The organism is Stenotrophomonas sp. TWI587, from assembly GCF_039674145.1.
In the GTDB taxonomy this organism is placed as follows: Bacteria; Pseudomonadota; Gammaproteobacteria; order Xanthomonadales; family Xanthomonadaceae; genus Stenotrophomonas; species Stenotrophomonas maltophilia_AY.
In genome coordinates this window covers 304260-318251 of record NZ_JBDJMW010000003.1, presented here as the reverse complement: position 1 = coordinate 318251, position 13992 = coordinate 304260, and the positions used below count along the sequence as shown (strand labels likewise).

At 67.3% G+C, this 13992-nt stretch carries 13 protein-coding genes; 4 read left to right on the top strand and 9 right to left on the bottom strand.

Annotated features, from left to right (window positions below):
• Nucleotides 1-54: 54 nt before the first annotated feature.
• A complete protein-coding gene (locus ABE464_RS07100; RefSeq protein WP_346471356.1) occupies nt 55-2391 on the top strand; it encodes a family 20 glycosylhydrolase in 2337 nt (778 codons plus the stop codon).
• A gap of 65 nt (nt 2392-2456) precedes the next feature.
• Here ABE464_RS07100 and ABE464_RS07095 read toward each other — a convergent pair whose 3' ends face one another.
• Nucleotides 2457-2831 carry a VanZ family protein gene (locus ABE464_RS07095; RefSeq protein ID WP_254665272.1) on the bottom strand — a complete coding sequence of 125 codons (375 nt, stop codon included), beginning with the start codon at nt 2829-2831 and terminating at the stop codon, nt 2457-2459.
• Nucleotides 2832-2847: 16 nt separating this feature from the next.
• The gene (locus ABE464_RS07090; RefSeq protein ID WP_346471355.1) at nt 2848-4032 is read right to left on the bottom strand and encodes an SAM-dependent methyltransferase; all 1185 of its coding nucleotides are present in this window, start codon (nt 4030-4032) and stop codon (nt 2848-2850) included.
• A 56-nt stretch (nt 4033-4088) separates the two neighbouring features.
• On the opposite strand from ABE464_RS07090, the gene ABE464_RS07085 reads away from it, so the two are divergent.
• Complete coding sequence (locus ABE464_RS07085; RefSeq protein ID WP_346471354.1) at nt 4089-4826, top strand: pteridine reductase; 738 nt, start codon at nt 4089-4091, stop codon at nt 4824-4826.
• 31 nt (nt 4827-4857) lie between these two features.
• Here the strand turns inward: ABE464_RS07085 and folK are convergent, their stop codons facing one another.
• Entirely contained in the window at nt 4858-5349 is a 492-nt protein-coding gene (folK, locus tag ABE464_RS07080) for a 2-amino-4-hydroxy-6-hydroxymethyldihydropteridine diphosphokinase (protein ID WP_346471353.1), read from the bottom strand.
• Nucleotides 5350-5433: 84 nt separating this feature from the next.
• Here folK and ABE464_RS07075 point away from each other — a divergent pair, with 84 nt between their 5' ends.
• Nucleotides 5434-6168, top strand: a complete 735-nt coding sequence (locus ABE464_RS07075; protein WP_346471352.1) for a 20S proteasome subunit A/B — start codon at nt 5434-5436, stop codon at nt 6166-6168.
• Here ABE464_RS07075 and ABE464_RS07070 read toward each other — a convergent pair whose 3' ends face one another.
• From ABE464_RS07070 to ABE464_RS07055, 4 genes are all read right to left on the bottom strand, one after another.
• The gene (locus tag ABE464_RS07070; protein ID WP_346471351.1) at nt 6169-7683 is read right to left on the bottom strand and encodes an ATP-binding protein; all 1515 of its coding nucleotides are present in this window, start codon (nt 7681-7683) and stop codon (nt 6169-6171) included.
• Between the two features lie 4 nt (nt 7684-7687).
• Nucleotides 7688-8128: a response regulator gene (locus ABE464_RS07065; RefSeq protein WP_346471350.1), complete on the bottom strand. Its 441-nt coding sequence runs from the start codon at nt 8126-8128 to the stop codon at nt 7688-7690.
• Nucleotides 8125-9945, bottom strand: a complete 1821-nt coding sequence (locus ABE464_RS07060) for an ATP-binding protein (RefSeq protein ID WP_346471349.1) — start codon at nt 9943-9945, stop codon at nt 8125-8127. The genes ABE464_RS07065 and ABE464_RS07060 overlap by 4 nt, the downstream gene beginning before the upstream one ends.
• 173 nt (nt 9946-10118) lie before the next feature.
• Complete coding sequence (locus ABE464_RS07055; protein WP_121039870.1) at nt 10119-10493, bottom strand: BON domain-containing protein; 375 nt, start codon at nt 10491-10493, stop codon at nt 10119-10121.
• A 172-nt stretch (nt 10494-10665) separates the two neighbouring features.
• Between ABE464_RS07055 and ABE464_RS07050 the strand changes: the two genes are divergently transcribed.
• On the top strand, nt 10666-11706 hold the full coding sequence (locus ABE464_RS07050) for an oxidoreductase (protein WP_346471348.1): 1041 nt from the start codon (nt 10666-10668) through the stop codon (nt 11704-11706).
• 79 nt (nt 11707-11785) lie between these two features.
• Here ABE464_RS07050 and gnd read toward each other — a convergent pair whose 3' ends face one another.
• Both gnd and ABE464_RS07040 read right to left on the bottom strand, forming a co-directional pair.
• The gene (gnd, locus tag ABE464_RS07045) at nt 11786-12694 is read right to left on the bottom strand and encodes a phosphogluconate dehydrogenase (NAD(+)-dependent, decarboxylating) (RefSeq protein WP_346471347.1); all 909 of its coding nucleotides are present in this window, start codon (nt 12692-12694) and stop codon (nt 11786-11788) included.
• A 3-nt stretch (nt 12695-12697) separates the two neighbouring features.
• Nucleotides 12698-13981, bottom strand: a complete 1284-nt coding sequence (locus ABE464_RS07040) for a hypothetical protein (RefSeq protein ID WP_346471346.1) — start codon at nt 13979-13981, stop codon at nt 12698-12700.
• Between the last annotated feature and the right edge of the window lie 11 nt (nt 13982-13992).

The following is a 13992-nucleotide window of genomic DNA, read 5'->3' as shown; positions in this document are numbered from 1 at the left end:
TCTCCGGGCCCGTTTTCACAGGTGGAACCCGAATCGCTACAAAGGAATGACCCGATGCACACCCGCACCCGTCGTACCTCGCTGTCGCTGCTGTCCTTCGCACTGGCACTCTCGCTCGCACCGCTGGCCCAGGCCACCGACGCGCAGGCACCGGACGGCCCGCATGCCCTGCCCGGTTCGCTGATGCTGATCCCCGCACCCGCCAAGGTCGACCGCCTCGAGGGCGCCGGCTACACGGTGACGGCCGCCACGCAGGTTCATGCACAAGGCCAGCCCGCGCAACGCGTTGCTACACAGTTCGCTACCCTGCTGCGTGACAGCGGTGGCCCGGCCGTGACGGTCAGCGAAGGACGCGAAAAGCACGGCATCCGCTTCATGCTCGACGCCGCGCTCAAGACCGGTGCCGAGGGCTACCAGCTGCGTTCCGACGCGCTTGGCGTGACCGTGCAGGCCGCCACCGAAGCCGGCCTGTTCTACGGTGCGGCCACGCTCTCGCAGCTGCTCACCGGCGGCAGCGATGGCAAGCTCCCGGCGCTGCGTATCGACGACGCGCCCCGTTTCAGCTGGCGCGGCCTGATGCTCGATTCGGCCCGCCACTTCCAGAGCCTGGATGAGATCAAACAGGTGCTGGATGCGATGGCCGAGCAGAAGCTCAACACCTTCCATTGGCATCTCACCGATGACCAGGGCTGGCGCATGGAGATCAAGCGCTACCCGAAACTGACCGGCGTCGGCAGCTGCCGCATTCCGGCCGGCGATGGTGGCCGCGATCCGGTCACCGGCGCCGAGCGACCGTACTGCGGCTTCTATACGCAGGACCAGATCCGCGAGGTGATCGCCTATGCCGCCGCGCGCCATATCCAGGTGATTCCCGAGATCGACGTGCCCGGCCATGCCACCGCAGCGATCGCGGCCTATCCGGAACTCGGCACGATCGACACCCCGCTCAAGCCGCTGAGCGAATGGGGCGTGTTCCCGAACCTGTTCAACACCGACGACAGCACCCTTGAGTTCCTCGAGAACGTGCTGGAGGAGGTCATCGCGTTGTTCCCGGCCACGTACGTGCACGTCGGTGGCGATGAAGCGGTCAAGGACCAGTGGGAAGCCTCCGCGCGGGTGCAGGCGCACATGCGCGAGGTCGGCGCCAATGATGAGATGGAGATGCAGAGCCACATCATCAAGCGCCTGGAAACCTTCCTGGAAAAGCACGACCGGCGCCTGATCGGCTGGGATGAAATCCTTGAGGGCGGCCTGCCGCCGGAAGCCACGGTGATGTCCTGGCGCGGCACCGAAGGCGGCCTGAAAGCGGCCAGCGAAGGCCACGACGTGGTGATGTCGCCGGTGACCGACATGTACATGGACTACCTGCAGACCAATTCGGAGAACGAGCCGCCGGGCCGCCCGGCGACGATTCCGCTGGCGCGCGTGTACGGCTTCGAACCGGTGCCCGACGCGCTGGCCAAGGACAAGCAGCACCACATCCTCGGCCTGCAGGCCAACATGTTCACCGAGCACACGCGCAGCTACGCGCGCCTGCAGCACAACCTGTTCCCGCGCCTTGCGGCCGTGGCCGAGACCGGCTGGTCGCCGCGCGAGCGCCGCGACTATGCGGACTTCCTGGCGCGCCTGCCGGCACAGCTGCAGCGGTACCAGGCAATGGGCATCGCCTACGCGCAGACGCCCTTCCAGGTGGAATTGGACAGCCGTGACGATCGCAGCGCCGGCACCGCAACGCTGGCGTTGAGTACGCCGCTCGGCTACGACATCCACTACAGCGTGGACGGCAGCGCGGTCACCGCGCAGTCCCCTCGCTATACCGGCCCGCTGCAGCAGCCGCTGCCGGTCGCCCTACAGGCCGCGACGTTCTTCAACGGCCAGGCGTTGGCCAAGGCTGCCAGCCGCTTCGATGTCACAGCCACGTCGCTGCTGTCGCGCACCGACGAACATCTCGCGCAGTGCCCGGGCGAGGGCCAGCTGTTGCTGCGCCTGGAAGACGACGGCCCGGCCGACGGCGAGCGTGCGATCTTCAACGTCGACATCTTCAACCCGTGCTGGCTGTGGAAGGACGCGGATGTGGACGGCATTGCCAGCGTCCGCATTCGCGCCGGACGGATCCCGTACTACTTCCAGCTGGCCCACGACGAGCCCAACCGCCGCTTCGCGCCCAAGCGCAGCGCACACGGCGAGATGGACATCCTCGGCGGGCAGTGCACTGGCAAGCCGCTGGCCAGCGTGAAGCTGCCGGCCGCACCAGGCGCCGATGGGTTCATCACGCTGGAGGCGGCGCTGCCGCGCTCGCTCAAGGGCACCCAGAATCTGTGCGTGCGCTTCACCGGCGATACCCGGCCGACGATGTGGGTGCTGGATGAGATGACGCTGTTGCCGCGCTAATTCGGGCACCGGGGTGCCGGCCAGCGGCCGGCACTACCGGTCGTGCGTCGCCGGCGTCACACGCATCAACCGCGCAGGCGCAGCAGCAGATCGCGCAGCGGGGTGAACACGATCGCCATGCCGGCCAGCACGCCAACGCTGTTGGCCAGCGCATCCATGGGGTCGGCCATGCGATTGACGGTCAAGGCACCCTGCGCGAATTCGATGCCGATGCCCAGCGCGACCAGGCCGACTGCCGCCCAGATCAGCGCCGCGCGGCGCTGGTAGATCTGCACCGCGGATGCGGCCAGCAGGAAGTAGGCGAGGAAGTGCTCCACCTTGTCGCTGTTTTCCGGCAATGGGATCGGCGGCGGCGGGATCAGGCAGACCACGATGGTCCCCAGCACCGCCAGCCACCACAGCGCCAGCCAGCATCGCGGCCAGCGCAATGGCTTCAACAGCGTTGTCGCCGTCACCTTACAGACGCCAGGTCAGATCGCCGAGTTCGAACGCCGCTTCGAAATCGACATCACGCTGGAAGCCCATCACCTGGAAGCGCTCGCCCATCTCGGTGGGCAGCGTCAGCTTCTTGACCTGATCGCGCAGGCGCACGCGGCCGATCTCATCGGTACGCGCATCGGCCTTTTCCAGCAGCGCGTCCAGCCCGTTGCCGAGCAGGAAACTGGCCTGCGTGCAGTAACCGGCCAGTTCGAATCCGGCGCCGGTGCCGGATTCGGCCAGCGCGGTGAAATCCACCGACGCGGTGAGGTCCTGCAGGCCCGGCCAGCGGTACAGGTCGTTGTGCACGTGGTGGCGGTAGAACGCACGCACCGTGCCTTCGTCGCGGTCGTCCTGGTAGTACTCGTTGCGCGGGTAGCCATAATCGACGAACAGCATCGCACCACGCTTCAGGCCGCCGGCAATCGCCTGGATCCAGTACGGCAGCTGCGGCAGCAGCTCGGAGCGGTAGCCGTCGGCGAAGGGCTGCTCGCGATAGCGCTCGACGTGCCGGACCGCCGCCGTGAGCATCGCATCGGCCGGCTGCGCGCCACGCACGAACGCGCCCTGCGCATCGAGCTCGACGGTTTCTTCATAGACCATGCCGTCCCGCGCGAGGAAGCGCGGCGTCGGCAACGCATCGATCACCTCATTGGCGAACACCATGCCGTCCCAGTCGTCGTCGAACGGGCGGTCCAGCCACTCCACCAGGGCGAACACCGGCGGGATCAGTGCCTTCTCCAGACGCTCGCGCTGACGCTCGCGCAGGTCCGCGCTGGGCTCCAGGATGGCGTAACGCTCGGGAAGCGCATCCAGTTCCAGCATGCGCTTGAGCATCACTTCGGCGAAGGCGCCGCTGCCGCCTCCCACTTCCATGAAACGCGCTTCCGGGCCGAGCTGATGCATCACCGGGGCGACCGCATTGGCCAGGGTCGCGGCGAACAGCGCGCCGATTTCCGGCGAGGTGGTGAAATCGCCGGCGGCACCGAACTTGCTGGCACCGGCGCTGTAGTACCCCCAACCCGGCGCATACAGGCTCAGCTCCATGAAGCGGGAGAACGGCATCGCGCCGCCGTTGGCGAGGATTTCAGCGCGCAGCGCCGCAGCCAGCTCGTCGCTGTGGGCCAGGGCGTCGGATTCGGGGGTGGGCAGTGGGGAATGCATGGCGCGGGCGATTGCGGTGACAATGCACAGCATAGCCTGAGCAGGGAGTACCCCCGATGACCGATACCGCCCCCGTGGCGCTGATCACCGGCAGCGCGCGCCGGATCGGCGCGGCCATCGCCCGCCAGTTCCACGCCTGTGGCTGGTCGGTGGTGCTGCATGCCCACACCTCCACCACCGACCTGCAGCAGATGGCCTTCGACATGGACATGCTGCGCCCGGGCAGCGTGCTGGCCCTGCAGGCGGACCTGCGCGATGCCGATGCCCTGCCCGATCTGATCGACCAGACCGTGGCCCAGTTCGGCCGGCTGGACACGCTGGTCAACAACGCCTCCAACTTCTACCCCACCCTGCTCGGCCAGATCACCGCCACGCAGTGGGACGACCTGTTCGCGGTCAATGCGCGCGCGCCGCTGCTGCTGGCCCAGGCCGCCGCACCGCACCTGCGCCGCCAGCAGGGCAGCATCGTCAACCTGACCGATCTGCATGGTACCCAGCCGATGCGCGACCACCCGGTCTATGCGGCCGCCAAAGCCGCGCTGGAGATGGTCACCCGCTCGCTGGCGCTGGAGCTGGCCCCCAAGGTGCGGGTCAATGCGGTCGCCCCCGGGGCGATCCTGTGGCCGGAACAGGGCAAGGACGATTTCGCCCAGCAGGCGCTGCTGGCCCGCACGCCGCTGGCGCGCACCGGCACGGTGGAGGAGATCGCCGAGGCGGTGTACTGGCTGGCCACCGATGCCGCGTTCGTCACCGGGCACACGCTGCGCGTGGATGGCGGCCGGACGTTGTCATGAACGTCGATTGCACCGCCCCGGTAGTGCCTGATTACCCGGGTATCAGCTCCATCGTCTCGAACGGCTCGCCGAACTGCCGGTGGGCGCGCCACAGCGCGTCCAGGGTCAGCCCGCTGACCGGGTCGCGGAACTCGGGGGCGATGTCGGCCAACGGCTTGAGCACGAAGGCGTGCTTGAGCTCCGGCCGCGGAATGCGCAGATGGCCAGGGCCTTCCACGATCAGATCGCCGTAGAACACCACATCGATGTCCAGGGTCCGGTCGCTGAAGCGCGGGCCGCTGCGGTCACGCCCGTGGGCATCTTCCAGCGCATGCAGCCAGTCATCCAGCGTCTGCAGCGGCAGATCGGTCTGGATCGCCACGGCGTTGTTGAGGAAATCCGGGCCGTCAAAGCCGACCGCCGCGGTGCGGTAGGCCGGCGAGACCGCGATCGCACCGAAGCGCGCGCGCAGGGCCTCCACCGCGGCGTGAAGGTGCTTTTGCGGCTGCAGGTTGCTGCCCAGGCTCAGGAGCGCAGTGATCATGGTATTCAGCGTACGTGGGGCGAATCCACACGGGGGCAACAGGGCCAGCGCATAGAATCGGGGTGCACATCATAGGACACCGACATGACCTATTGCGTCGGCATCGAGGTGGACGAAGGCCTGGTCTTCGCCGCCGACACCCGCACCAACGCCTCGCTGGACGACGTGCGCGTGCACCGCAAGCTGCACGAGTTCGAGTTTCCCGGGGAAGCGGCGTTCGTGATCATGGCCGCCGGCAACCTGGCGACCACCCAACTGCTGATCTCGCGCCTGCGCCGCGATGTGGAGGAACAACGGCCCGAGAACCTGCGCGCCTACCGCCACCTGTTCGAAGTGGCCGAGTACGTGGGTCGCGTGCTGCTGGACAGCCAGGTCAAATCCAGCACGCATGAGGCCGGGCAGGACGGCATCGTGACCCAGGCAACGCTGATCCTCGGCGGGCAGATCGGCGGCGAGCATCCCGGCCTGTACATGATCTATCCGCTCGGCAACGCCATTGCGGCGTCGCCGGAGACCCCCTTCCTGCAGATCGGCGAGTCCAAGTACGGCAAGCCGATCCTGGACCGCATCCTGCGCCCGCAGACCCGCCTGGAAGACGCGGCGCGCACGGCCATCGTGTCGCTGGACTCGACCATACGCTCCAATCTGTCCGTCGGCCTGCCGGTGGATCTGGTGCTGATCCGCAGGAATGACCTGCGGATCACCCAGCGCATGCGCCTGGCCGGTGACAGCCCGTTGTACGCGGAGATCCATGGCAGCTGGTCGCACAAACTCGAACAGGCCGTCGCCAGCCTGCCGCCGTTCCCGTGGGAAGCCTGATCAGGCGGTCTGCAGCGCTTCTGCGACCGAACGGAACACCTGCTGCATTTCCAGCGGCTTGCGGAGCACGTGCACGTTGATGCCGGGCGGGAACACCGCCAGGGGCACGGTGACGTCGGCCTCCTCCAGCACCAGCGCCGGGCCGCGGTAGCCCAGCGTGGCCATCTCGCCCAGCAGATGGCTGGCCGAGAGCAGCTTGGAGCCGGCATCGGCGATCACCAGGGCCGGCATGCTCTCCTGCTGCATCCAGCGCAGCGCGGCGGCGCCATCGGAGGCCAACTGCAGGTGATAGCCCTGGCTGGACAACGCGTTGCCCAACAGCGACAGCCGCGTGGCTTCGCCATCCACCACCAGGATCGACTGCCCCGCACCGGCGATGATCGGCCCGTCCACAGTGTCGGCGGTGTCGGTCAGCACCTGCATCGGCAGCAGCACCTCGAACCGCGTGCCGATCCCGGGCGTGCTGTCGACCTGGATGGTGCCGTGCGCACCTTCGACGATGCGCTTGCAGGAAATCAGGCCAAGCCCGGTACCGGTCGCCTTGGTGGTGAAGAACGGATTGAAGAGATTGGAGAGCGTCTGCGCATCCATGCCGATGCCTTCATCAGACACCGTGATCCGCAGCCAGTCCTCGCCATGGGTATCGGCGGCGGCCGCAGCACGCAACGTCAGCCGACCGCCATCGGGCATGGCCTGGATACCGTTCAAGGACAGATTGAGCAGGACCTGCTGCAGCTCGGTGTAGTTGGCATCCACGGCCAGGCCATCGGCCACCTCCAGGTGCAGGGTGACCTTGGCCGGCAGGTTGCTGCGCAGGAGCAGCTCCACGCCTTCGAACAGATGGGCCAGGCAGATGTGTTCGCTCGTATTGCGCGAGCCGCGCACGAAGGAGAGCATCGATTCGGCCATCTCATGACCGCGTCGGCCGCACTCGGCGATGATGTCGGCCAGATGGTGCAGCTGCGGATCGTCGGTCCGTGCCTTGAGCAGGTCCGGCATGATCAGCAGCGGCTGCAGGATGTTGCGCAGATCGTGGCTCAGCCCAGCGGCCAGCAGCGACAGGCTTTCCAGGCGCTGGGCGCGCATCAGCTCGGCTTCCACCCGCTGGCGGTCCATCGCGCTGCGTGCTTCGCGCACGGCCCGGGCCACCGCCGAAGGCAGGCGCGCCGGCTGGTGCTTGATGATGTAATCGTTGGCGCCCTGGTGCAGAGCGGCCACGGCGTTTTCCTCGCCCATCGTGCCGGACACGAAGATGAAGGGCACCTCCGGCAACGCGGCGCGCACGATCTGCAGCGCTTCATTGCCGGAGAAGCCGGGCATGCTCAGGTCCGACAGCACGATGTCCGGCGCGGCGCGCGCCAACGCCTCACGCAGTTCCTGCGCGCTCTCGACCCGCTCGAAGCCGGCCTCCAGGCCGGCGTCGAGCATCTGCTCGCACATCAGTTCGGCGTCTTCCGGCGAATCCTCGATCAGCAGGATCCGCAGGGCACCCAACGCAGGGCCGGTGAGCGGCATGGGCTTACTCGACCTCCGGTGCCTGGTTGATCAGACCCCAGAACTTGCCCAGGGTCTGCACCGCGCCGAAGAACTGGTCCACGTCCACCGGCTTGACGACGTAGGCGTTCACGCCCATGTCCCAGCTGCGGGCCAGGTCGCTTTCCTCGCGCGAGGAAGACAGGATCACCACCGGCAGCCGCTTGAGCTCTTCGGTGTTGCGGATCTCCTTGAGGACTTCAAGGCCATCCATGCGCGGCATCTTGATGTCCAGCAGCAGCACCGCCGGCAGGCCTTCGTCACGGTTGGCGAACGCGCCACGGCGCAGCAGGTAATCCATCGTTTCCACGCCGTCCTCGACGTGCACGATCGGATTGGCCAGGCGGGCTTCCTTCAATGCGTCGATGGCCATCTCGGCGTCGGCAGGGCTGTCCTCGGCGAGGAGGATGGTACGGAGAGCGGTCATGCGGCGGAGCCCTTGTTGATCGCGTCGAGCGCGGGGGGAAGTGAGAAGCGGAACGTGGCGCCCTGATCGACCGTCGATTCGGCCCAGATCCGGCCGCCGTGGCGGGTCAGCACGCGCCGGACACTGGCCAGGCCGATGCCCGTTCCCGGGTAATCGCTGGCCTTGTGCAGTCGCTGGAACACCCCGAACAACTTGCCGGCATAGGCCATATCGAAGCCTGCGCCATTGTCGCGGACGGTGAACAGGTGGCTGCCATCAGCCTGCAGTGTGTAGTCCACCTCGATCCGGGCCGGCTCGCGGTTGGAAGAATACTTGATCGCGTTGCCGAGCAGATTCAGCCAGACCTGGCGCATCATGTTTTCGTCGGAGACGATGATCGGCAGCGGCGCGATCTTCCACTCCACGTGGTGCGGTACGCCGCTGCTCTCGGCCTCGCTCTGCTGGTTGGCGTCAAGCATGGCGCGGGTATCGGCGACCAGCGACTGCATGTCCACCGCCTGCAGCCGCATGGCGGCCCGGCCAAGCCGCGAGTAGACCAGCAGGTCGTCGATCAAGGCGGCCATGCGCCGGGCCGAATTGGAGATGACGCCCAGGTAATGCAGGGATTTTTCGTCCGCATCCTCGCCCAGGTGACGGGTCAGCTTGTCCGAGAAGCCGGCCACGTGGCGCAGCGGGGCGCGCAGATCGTGGGAGACCGAGTAACTGAACGCCTCCAGCTCGCGGTTGACCTCCGACACCTGCTCCACCTTGCCTTCCAGCTGGCGGTTCAGCTCTTCCACCCGCAGCTGCACGGCGCGCTGCACGGTGACGTCGCTGACCGTCATCAGCACCACCTCGTCATCCTTGTCCGGCAGCGGCATGCGCCGTGCATTGATCAGCATGATCCGCACGACATCATCGGCGGTGCGCTGTTCGTGTTCGTAATCCCACAGTTCGCGACCGCGCAGCAGCACATCGGTCAGGCGCTGGCGGACCACCGCATCGGCCCAGGCACCGTCGCCGACGCTGTCCAGCGCCAGGCCTTCGGCCGACGCATCCTCATCCAGCCCGTACAGCTCGGCGAACGCCGGATTGTGCATCTGCACGCGCAGGCTGCGGTCGAGCAGCACGATCGGCTCGCGCACCGTGTGCAGCACCGAGGCAGCGCGGCCGGCTGAGCGCAGGGAGGCACGTTCGGCCGTCTCGCGATGGCCGATCTGCCGGTGCAGCAGCCACAGCACCAGGCCCAGCAGCAGCAACTGCACCACCAGTGCCGACCAGGACACCAGCTCGCCTTGGCGCTGCTGTGCGGCGAACAGGGCCGAACGCTTCTTGAGCAGGCGCTCTTCACTGGCCTGCAGGTCTTCAACCAGGTTGCGGATCGGGTAGCGCGAGGTCAGATCAGCCACCAGTTGGCGCTGATCTTCCGTCGGTGAGGAACGCGCCAATTGCTTGGCCAGCTCGATCCGGCGCTCGAGCATGGACTGGATGCGGCCGATCCGGAGCAGCTGCTCGGGGTTGTCACGGGTCAGTTCGGCAAGCCGTTCAAGCCGGGCGGGCAGCTGGTCGCCACGGGCGACGCGCTCACGCAGGCCGGGGGAGTCGATGCCCTTGGACATCGTCAGCGCGGCCGATTCGACATCCAGCACATCGGCCTGGAGCTGGTACACCGCCACGCCGACTTCCTGGGTATGGGTGACCCAGTTCATGGCATCGACGTTGTCGTCGGCGAGCTTGCGCAGGGTGAGCCACGGGACCACGATGATGGCCACGGCCGCCAGGGCCAGCGCCGGCAGTCGCCAGCGGTCCCAGATTTGATCACTGAACACCAGCGCCATAGTCCCTCTTCAGCTCGGTGCCACCGACGACCCGACGCACCCGGGAGGTCCGGCAATGCGCTGCCCACCGGCGATGGCGAAGCGGTGAATATACTCCACCCGTTTGTGAATACGGGGCAGAACAAAAAAGCGCGCCCGAAGGCGCGCTCTGTTCAGCGGTGCAGCGTTGGGGCTCAGCGTGCGGCGGTCGCAGCCACCTTCAGGTTGGCAGCGTCGACGCGCTTCACACCCTTGATCTGCTGTGTCACGCGCACGGCCTTGTCATGCTCGGCCTGGCTGGCCACGGTGCCGGTGAGGGTGACCACGCCATTGACGGTCTCCACCTTCACTTCGGTGCCCGGGACGTTCTTGCTGGTCAGCAGGTCGGTCTTGACCTTGGTGGTGATCCAGCTGTCGGTGACCGGCTCGGCCGAATCGTGCTTGTCGGCATGGGTCATCGCGGCATGATCGGTGGTCTTCGGCGGATCCTTGGCCATGGCAGTCGAGGTGCCCAGCACCATGCCCAGGGCCAGCGAAGCAGCAAGCAGATTACGGGTCGTGTTGGTCATGTTCGAATTCCTTTGCGGAGAGTGGGGCCAGTGTCGGCGCAGGGCCGTGGACAGGACGTGGGCGCCGCATAACGTTGCCGTGAACCGCTCAGGTTGATGCGGAATCGTTCAGATTTCCGCCCGACGCGCCCAGCCGTTACGCTGTGCAGCCCACGATATGTTGGAGCGCACCATGGCCGCCGCACTGCAGGTGGGACTGATCGGCTACGGCTTGGCCGGCAGCGTCTTCCACGCACCGCTGATCCTGCATACGCCGGGTCTTGTGCTGCACAGCATCGTCAGCTCGCAGCGTGACCGGCTGCTGCGCAGCTTCACCGACGTGGCCATCTGCGAGACACCCGAGGCGTTGTTCAACGATCCGGCCATCGACGCGGTGGTGATCGCGACACCCAACGACGCGCACGCGCCGCTGGCACTTGCCGCCCTGGCAGCGGGCAAGCATGTGGTGGTCGACAAGCCGTTCGCGCTGACGGTGGCCGAAGCCGAGGCGGTGGTGAAGGCCGCGCAGGATGCCGAACGTGTCGTCACCGTGTTCCAGAACCGTCGCCACGACGCCGACTTCCTCACCCTCACGCAGGTGATCGCCGCAGGCAGCATCGGCCGCGTGGCCGAATGCCATTCCCACTTCGACCGGTTCCGCCCCCAGGTGCGCGACCGCTGGCGCGAAAGCGATGCGCCGGGCAGTGGCCTGTGGATGGACCTGGGCCCGCACCTGCTTGACCAGATGCTGCAGCTGTTTGGTTGGCCCGATGCGATCAGCGCAGATCTGATGGCGCAGCGCGAGCATGCGCTCGGCAATGACTATTTTCATGCGGTGCTGCACTACCCGCGCCATCGCGCGATCCTGCATGCCGGCTCGCTGGTAGCCGCGTCCGGCCCGCGATTCATCGTGCATGGCGACGCCGGCAGCTACCTCAAGGACGGGCTGGACGTGCAGGAAGATCAGCTGCGCCGTGGCATTGCCCCAGGCGCGCCGGGCTGGGGACTGGATCCGCAGCACGGTCACTTGGTGCGGGTCGATGCCGACGGACACACCCAACGCACCACCGTGGACAACGTGCCCGGCGACTACCGCGCGTTCTATGCGGCCTTCCGCGATGCGATGCTCGGCGTGGGCGAGGCCCCGGTCAGCACCGCGCAGGCGCTGCAGCTGATGCGCCTGCTCGAGGCCGGCGCGGAAAGCGCGCGGAGCGGGCGGCGGGTGGCGCTCTGACGCCACCACGCCAGCCCGGGTAACGCCACGCCCTGCGTGGATGCGGGCCGACCGATACCGCCGCGCCGGCCCGCATCGATCAGCCTTGCGTCGTCTTGATCGCGTGACCGCCGAACTCGTTGCGCATCGCCGCCAGCAGACGGTCGCTGAAGGAGTTCTTCTCGCGCGAGCGCAGACGCTCGAGCAGGGACAGCGTGATCACCGGGGCCGGCACGTCCAGATCGATCGCCTCGGCGACGGTCCAACGGCCTTCGCCGGAGTCTTCCACGTAGGGCGCAATGCCCTCCAGTTGCGGGTTGCGGCCCAAGGCATCGGCACTGAGATCGAGCAACCACGAGCGCACCACGCTGCCGTGCTGCCAGGCCTTGGCCACCTGCGCCAGATCCAGATTGAACCCGGTCTTGTGCTGCATCAACGCGAAGCCTTCCGCGTAAGCCTGCATCATCCCGTACTCGATACCGTTGTGGACCATCTTGCAGAAGTGCCCTGCCCCGCTCGGGCCGACATGCGCCCAGCCACGGTCTTCGCCCGGCGCCAGCGTGCGGAAGATCGCCCCGATCCGCTCGACTGCGGCCTTCTCGCCACCGATCATCAGGCTGTAGCCCTCCTGCAGGCCCCAGACGCCGCCGCTGGTGCCGCAGTCGACGTAGGTCACCTCCTCGCCCAGCAGCTGCTCGGCGCGACGCATCGAGTCCTTGTAATACGAGTTGCCGCCGTCGATCACCACATCGCCTTCGGACAGATGCGGCGAAAGCGATGCCAGGGTCTGATCGACCACCCCGGCCGGCACCATCAGCCACACCACGCGTGGTACCGGCAGCGCGGCGAGCGCATCGGCGATCGAGGCACTGACCTCGAAACCACGCTCGGCCGCCGCGGTACGTGCCGCCTCACCGGGATCGACACCGATCACGTGGTGCCCGCCGCGATGCAGGCGCTCGGCCATGTTGGCGCCCATGCGGCCCAGCCCGATCATTGCAATATCCATGACTCACCTTTTCTCAGCTTGCGAATACGGTTGTGTAACGTGAAGCACCGGCGCTGCCCCGCACTGCCGCAGCTGTGCGTCGATCCAGCGCCGGTACAACGTGGTGTGAAGGTTGTGCAGCCCCAGCTCGATCGCGAACGGCGTACGCGGATTGCGATCGAGCAGGCGCGCGATGTGATACCCGATAGGACGTATACCGCGAGGATGCACGTAAATCAGGAACCCCTGGTAGAACGGATCGTCCAGCAACGCGTCCAGCTCCTTCAGCAGCGGTTGCTGCTCGGCCGGCACCTCGCGGCGCCAGATCGGGTCGCGCTCGATCAGCAGGCGCTCGAAACGACGCGGACCCGGGCCCGGCATGCGCTGGGCCAGTGACCAGATGCGCCGGTTGATCTGATCGTAATAGGCAAAGCCCTCGTGCCTGCGCAACGCGCGTGCCGCGGCATCGCTGACATCGACCACCACGAAATTTTCGGCCTGGTTGTTGATGTCATCCAGGTACTTGCGCTCGAACACATGCTCGATGAAACCGGGTGTGCCCACGAACGCCTGTCGGCCGCGAAGGGCGGTTTTTTTCGCCTTGCCATCGGCGAGGAACTCACCGGCGTGCCGGCCGAGCAGGATGCTGTCGGTCTCGTGCAGGGTCAGGAAGGTGCCGATGGAGAGCTCATCGGCCGAGAACTCGCGATCGAACGCGTCATCGCCGTACAGCTCGCGCTGGGTCGCCAACTGCGCGACCTGACGGCCGACCCCGCATTCGGCGCGCACGCGGCCGTCATAGAACGTCTGCAGCGCGGCGCTGTTGGCCTCGGCCGGCTGATAGCCACGGCCGAAGCTGCGGAAACGCTCCCAGCCCTTGGCCTGCGCGCCGCCGGCGCCGAAGCCGATCCAGCCCAGCTGCAGTGCCGAAAAGCGGAAGCCGTCGTTGTCCTGCAGCGCGGTGGTGGCGCGGCGGGTGGCGGCGCCCAGCTTGAAGGCATACGCACAGACCGTGGCCGGGTCATCGAACAGCTGTGGCAGCCACGCCTGCCGCTGGTCCGCCGACCACTGCCGCGGCAGCTGCACGCGCAGGTCGCCGGCCGCCTGCGCCTGGCGCAGATCGGCGCGCTCGCAGACCGGGCCACCGTACACCGTGGGGGCGTCGATGTCGGCCGCATCGATCCGCCAGCCGAGATCTTCCAACACGCCCTGCGCGCAGGACGCGGCGCTCCACGCGCTGCCCGCCGGGATCAGTCCCAGCAGCGCCGCGAGTGCGCAGTGGCGCCAGTGCCGCGATCCTGCTGCCATGACCTGCCGCA

What these genes read in the sequence shown, in the direction of transcription:
- ABE464_RS07040 (WP_346471346.1), bottom strand. Translation starts at nt 13,981, where the DNA reads ATGGCAGCAGGATCGCGGCACTGGCGCCACTGCGCACTCGCGGCGCTG.
- ABE464_RS07075 (WP_346471352.1), top strand. Translation starts at nt 5,434, where the DNA reads ATGACCTATTGCGTCGGCATCGAGGTGGACGAAGGCCTGGTCTTCGCC.
- ABE464_RS07060 (WP_346471349.1), bottom strand. Translation starts at nt 9,945, where the DNA reads ATGGCGCTGGTGTTCAGTGATCAAATCTGGGACCGCTGGCGACTGCCG.
- ABE464_RS07055 (WP_121039870.1), bottom strand. Translation starts at nt 10,493, where the DNA reads ATGACCAACACGACCCGTAATCTGCTTGCTGCTTCGCTGGCCCTGGGC.
- ABE464_RS07050 (WP_346471348.1), top strand. Translation starts at nt 10,666, where the DNA reads ATGGCCGCCGCACTGCAGGTGGGACTGATCGGCTACGGCTTGGCCGGC.
- ABE464_RS07070 (WP_346471351.1), bottom strand. Translation starts at nt 7,683, where the DNA reads ATGCCGCTCACCGGCCCTGCGTTGGGTGCCCTGCGGATCCTGCTGATC.
- gnd (WP_346471347.1), bottom strand. Translation starts at nt 12,694, where the DNA reads ATGGATATTGCAATGATCGGGCTGGGCCGCATGGGCGCCAACATGGCC.
- folK (WP_346471353.1), bottom strand. Translation starts at nt 5,349, where the DNA reads ATGATCACTGCGCTCCTGAGCCTGGGCAGCAACCTGCAGCCGCAAAAG.
- ABE464_RS07100 (WP_346471356.1), top strand. Translation starts at nt 55, where the DNA reads ATGCACACCCGCACCCGTCGTACCTCGCTGTCGCTGCTGTCCTTCGCA.
- ABE464_RS07090 (WP_346471355.1), bottom strand. Translation starts at nt 4,032, where the DNA reads ATGCATTCCCCACTGCCCACCCCCGAATCCGACGCCCTGGCCCACAGC.
- ABE464_RS07085 (WP_346471354.1), top strand. Translation starts at nt 4,089, where the DNA reads ATGACCGATACCGCCCCCGTGGCGCTGATCACCGGCAGCGCGCGCCGG.
- ABE464_RS07065 (WP_346471350.1), bottom strand. Translation starts at nt 8,128, where the DNA reads ATGACCGCTCTCCGTACCATCCTCCTCGCCGAGGACAGCCCTGCCGAC.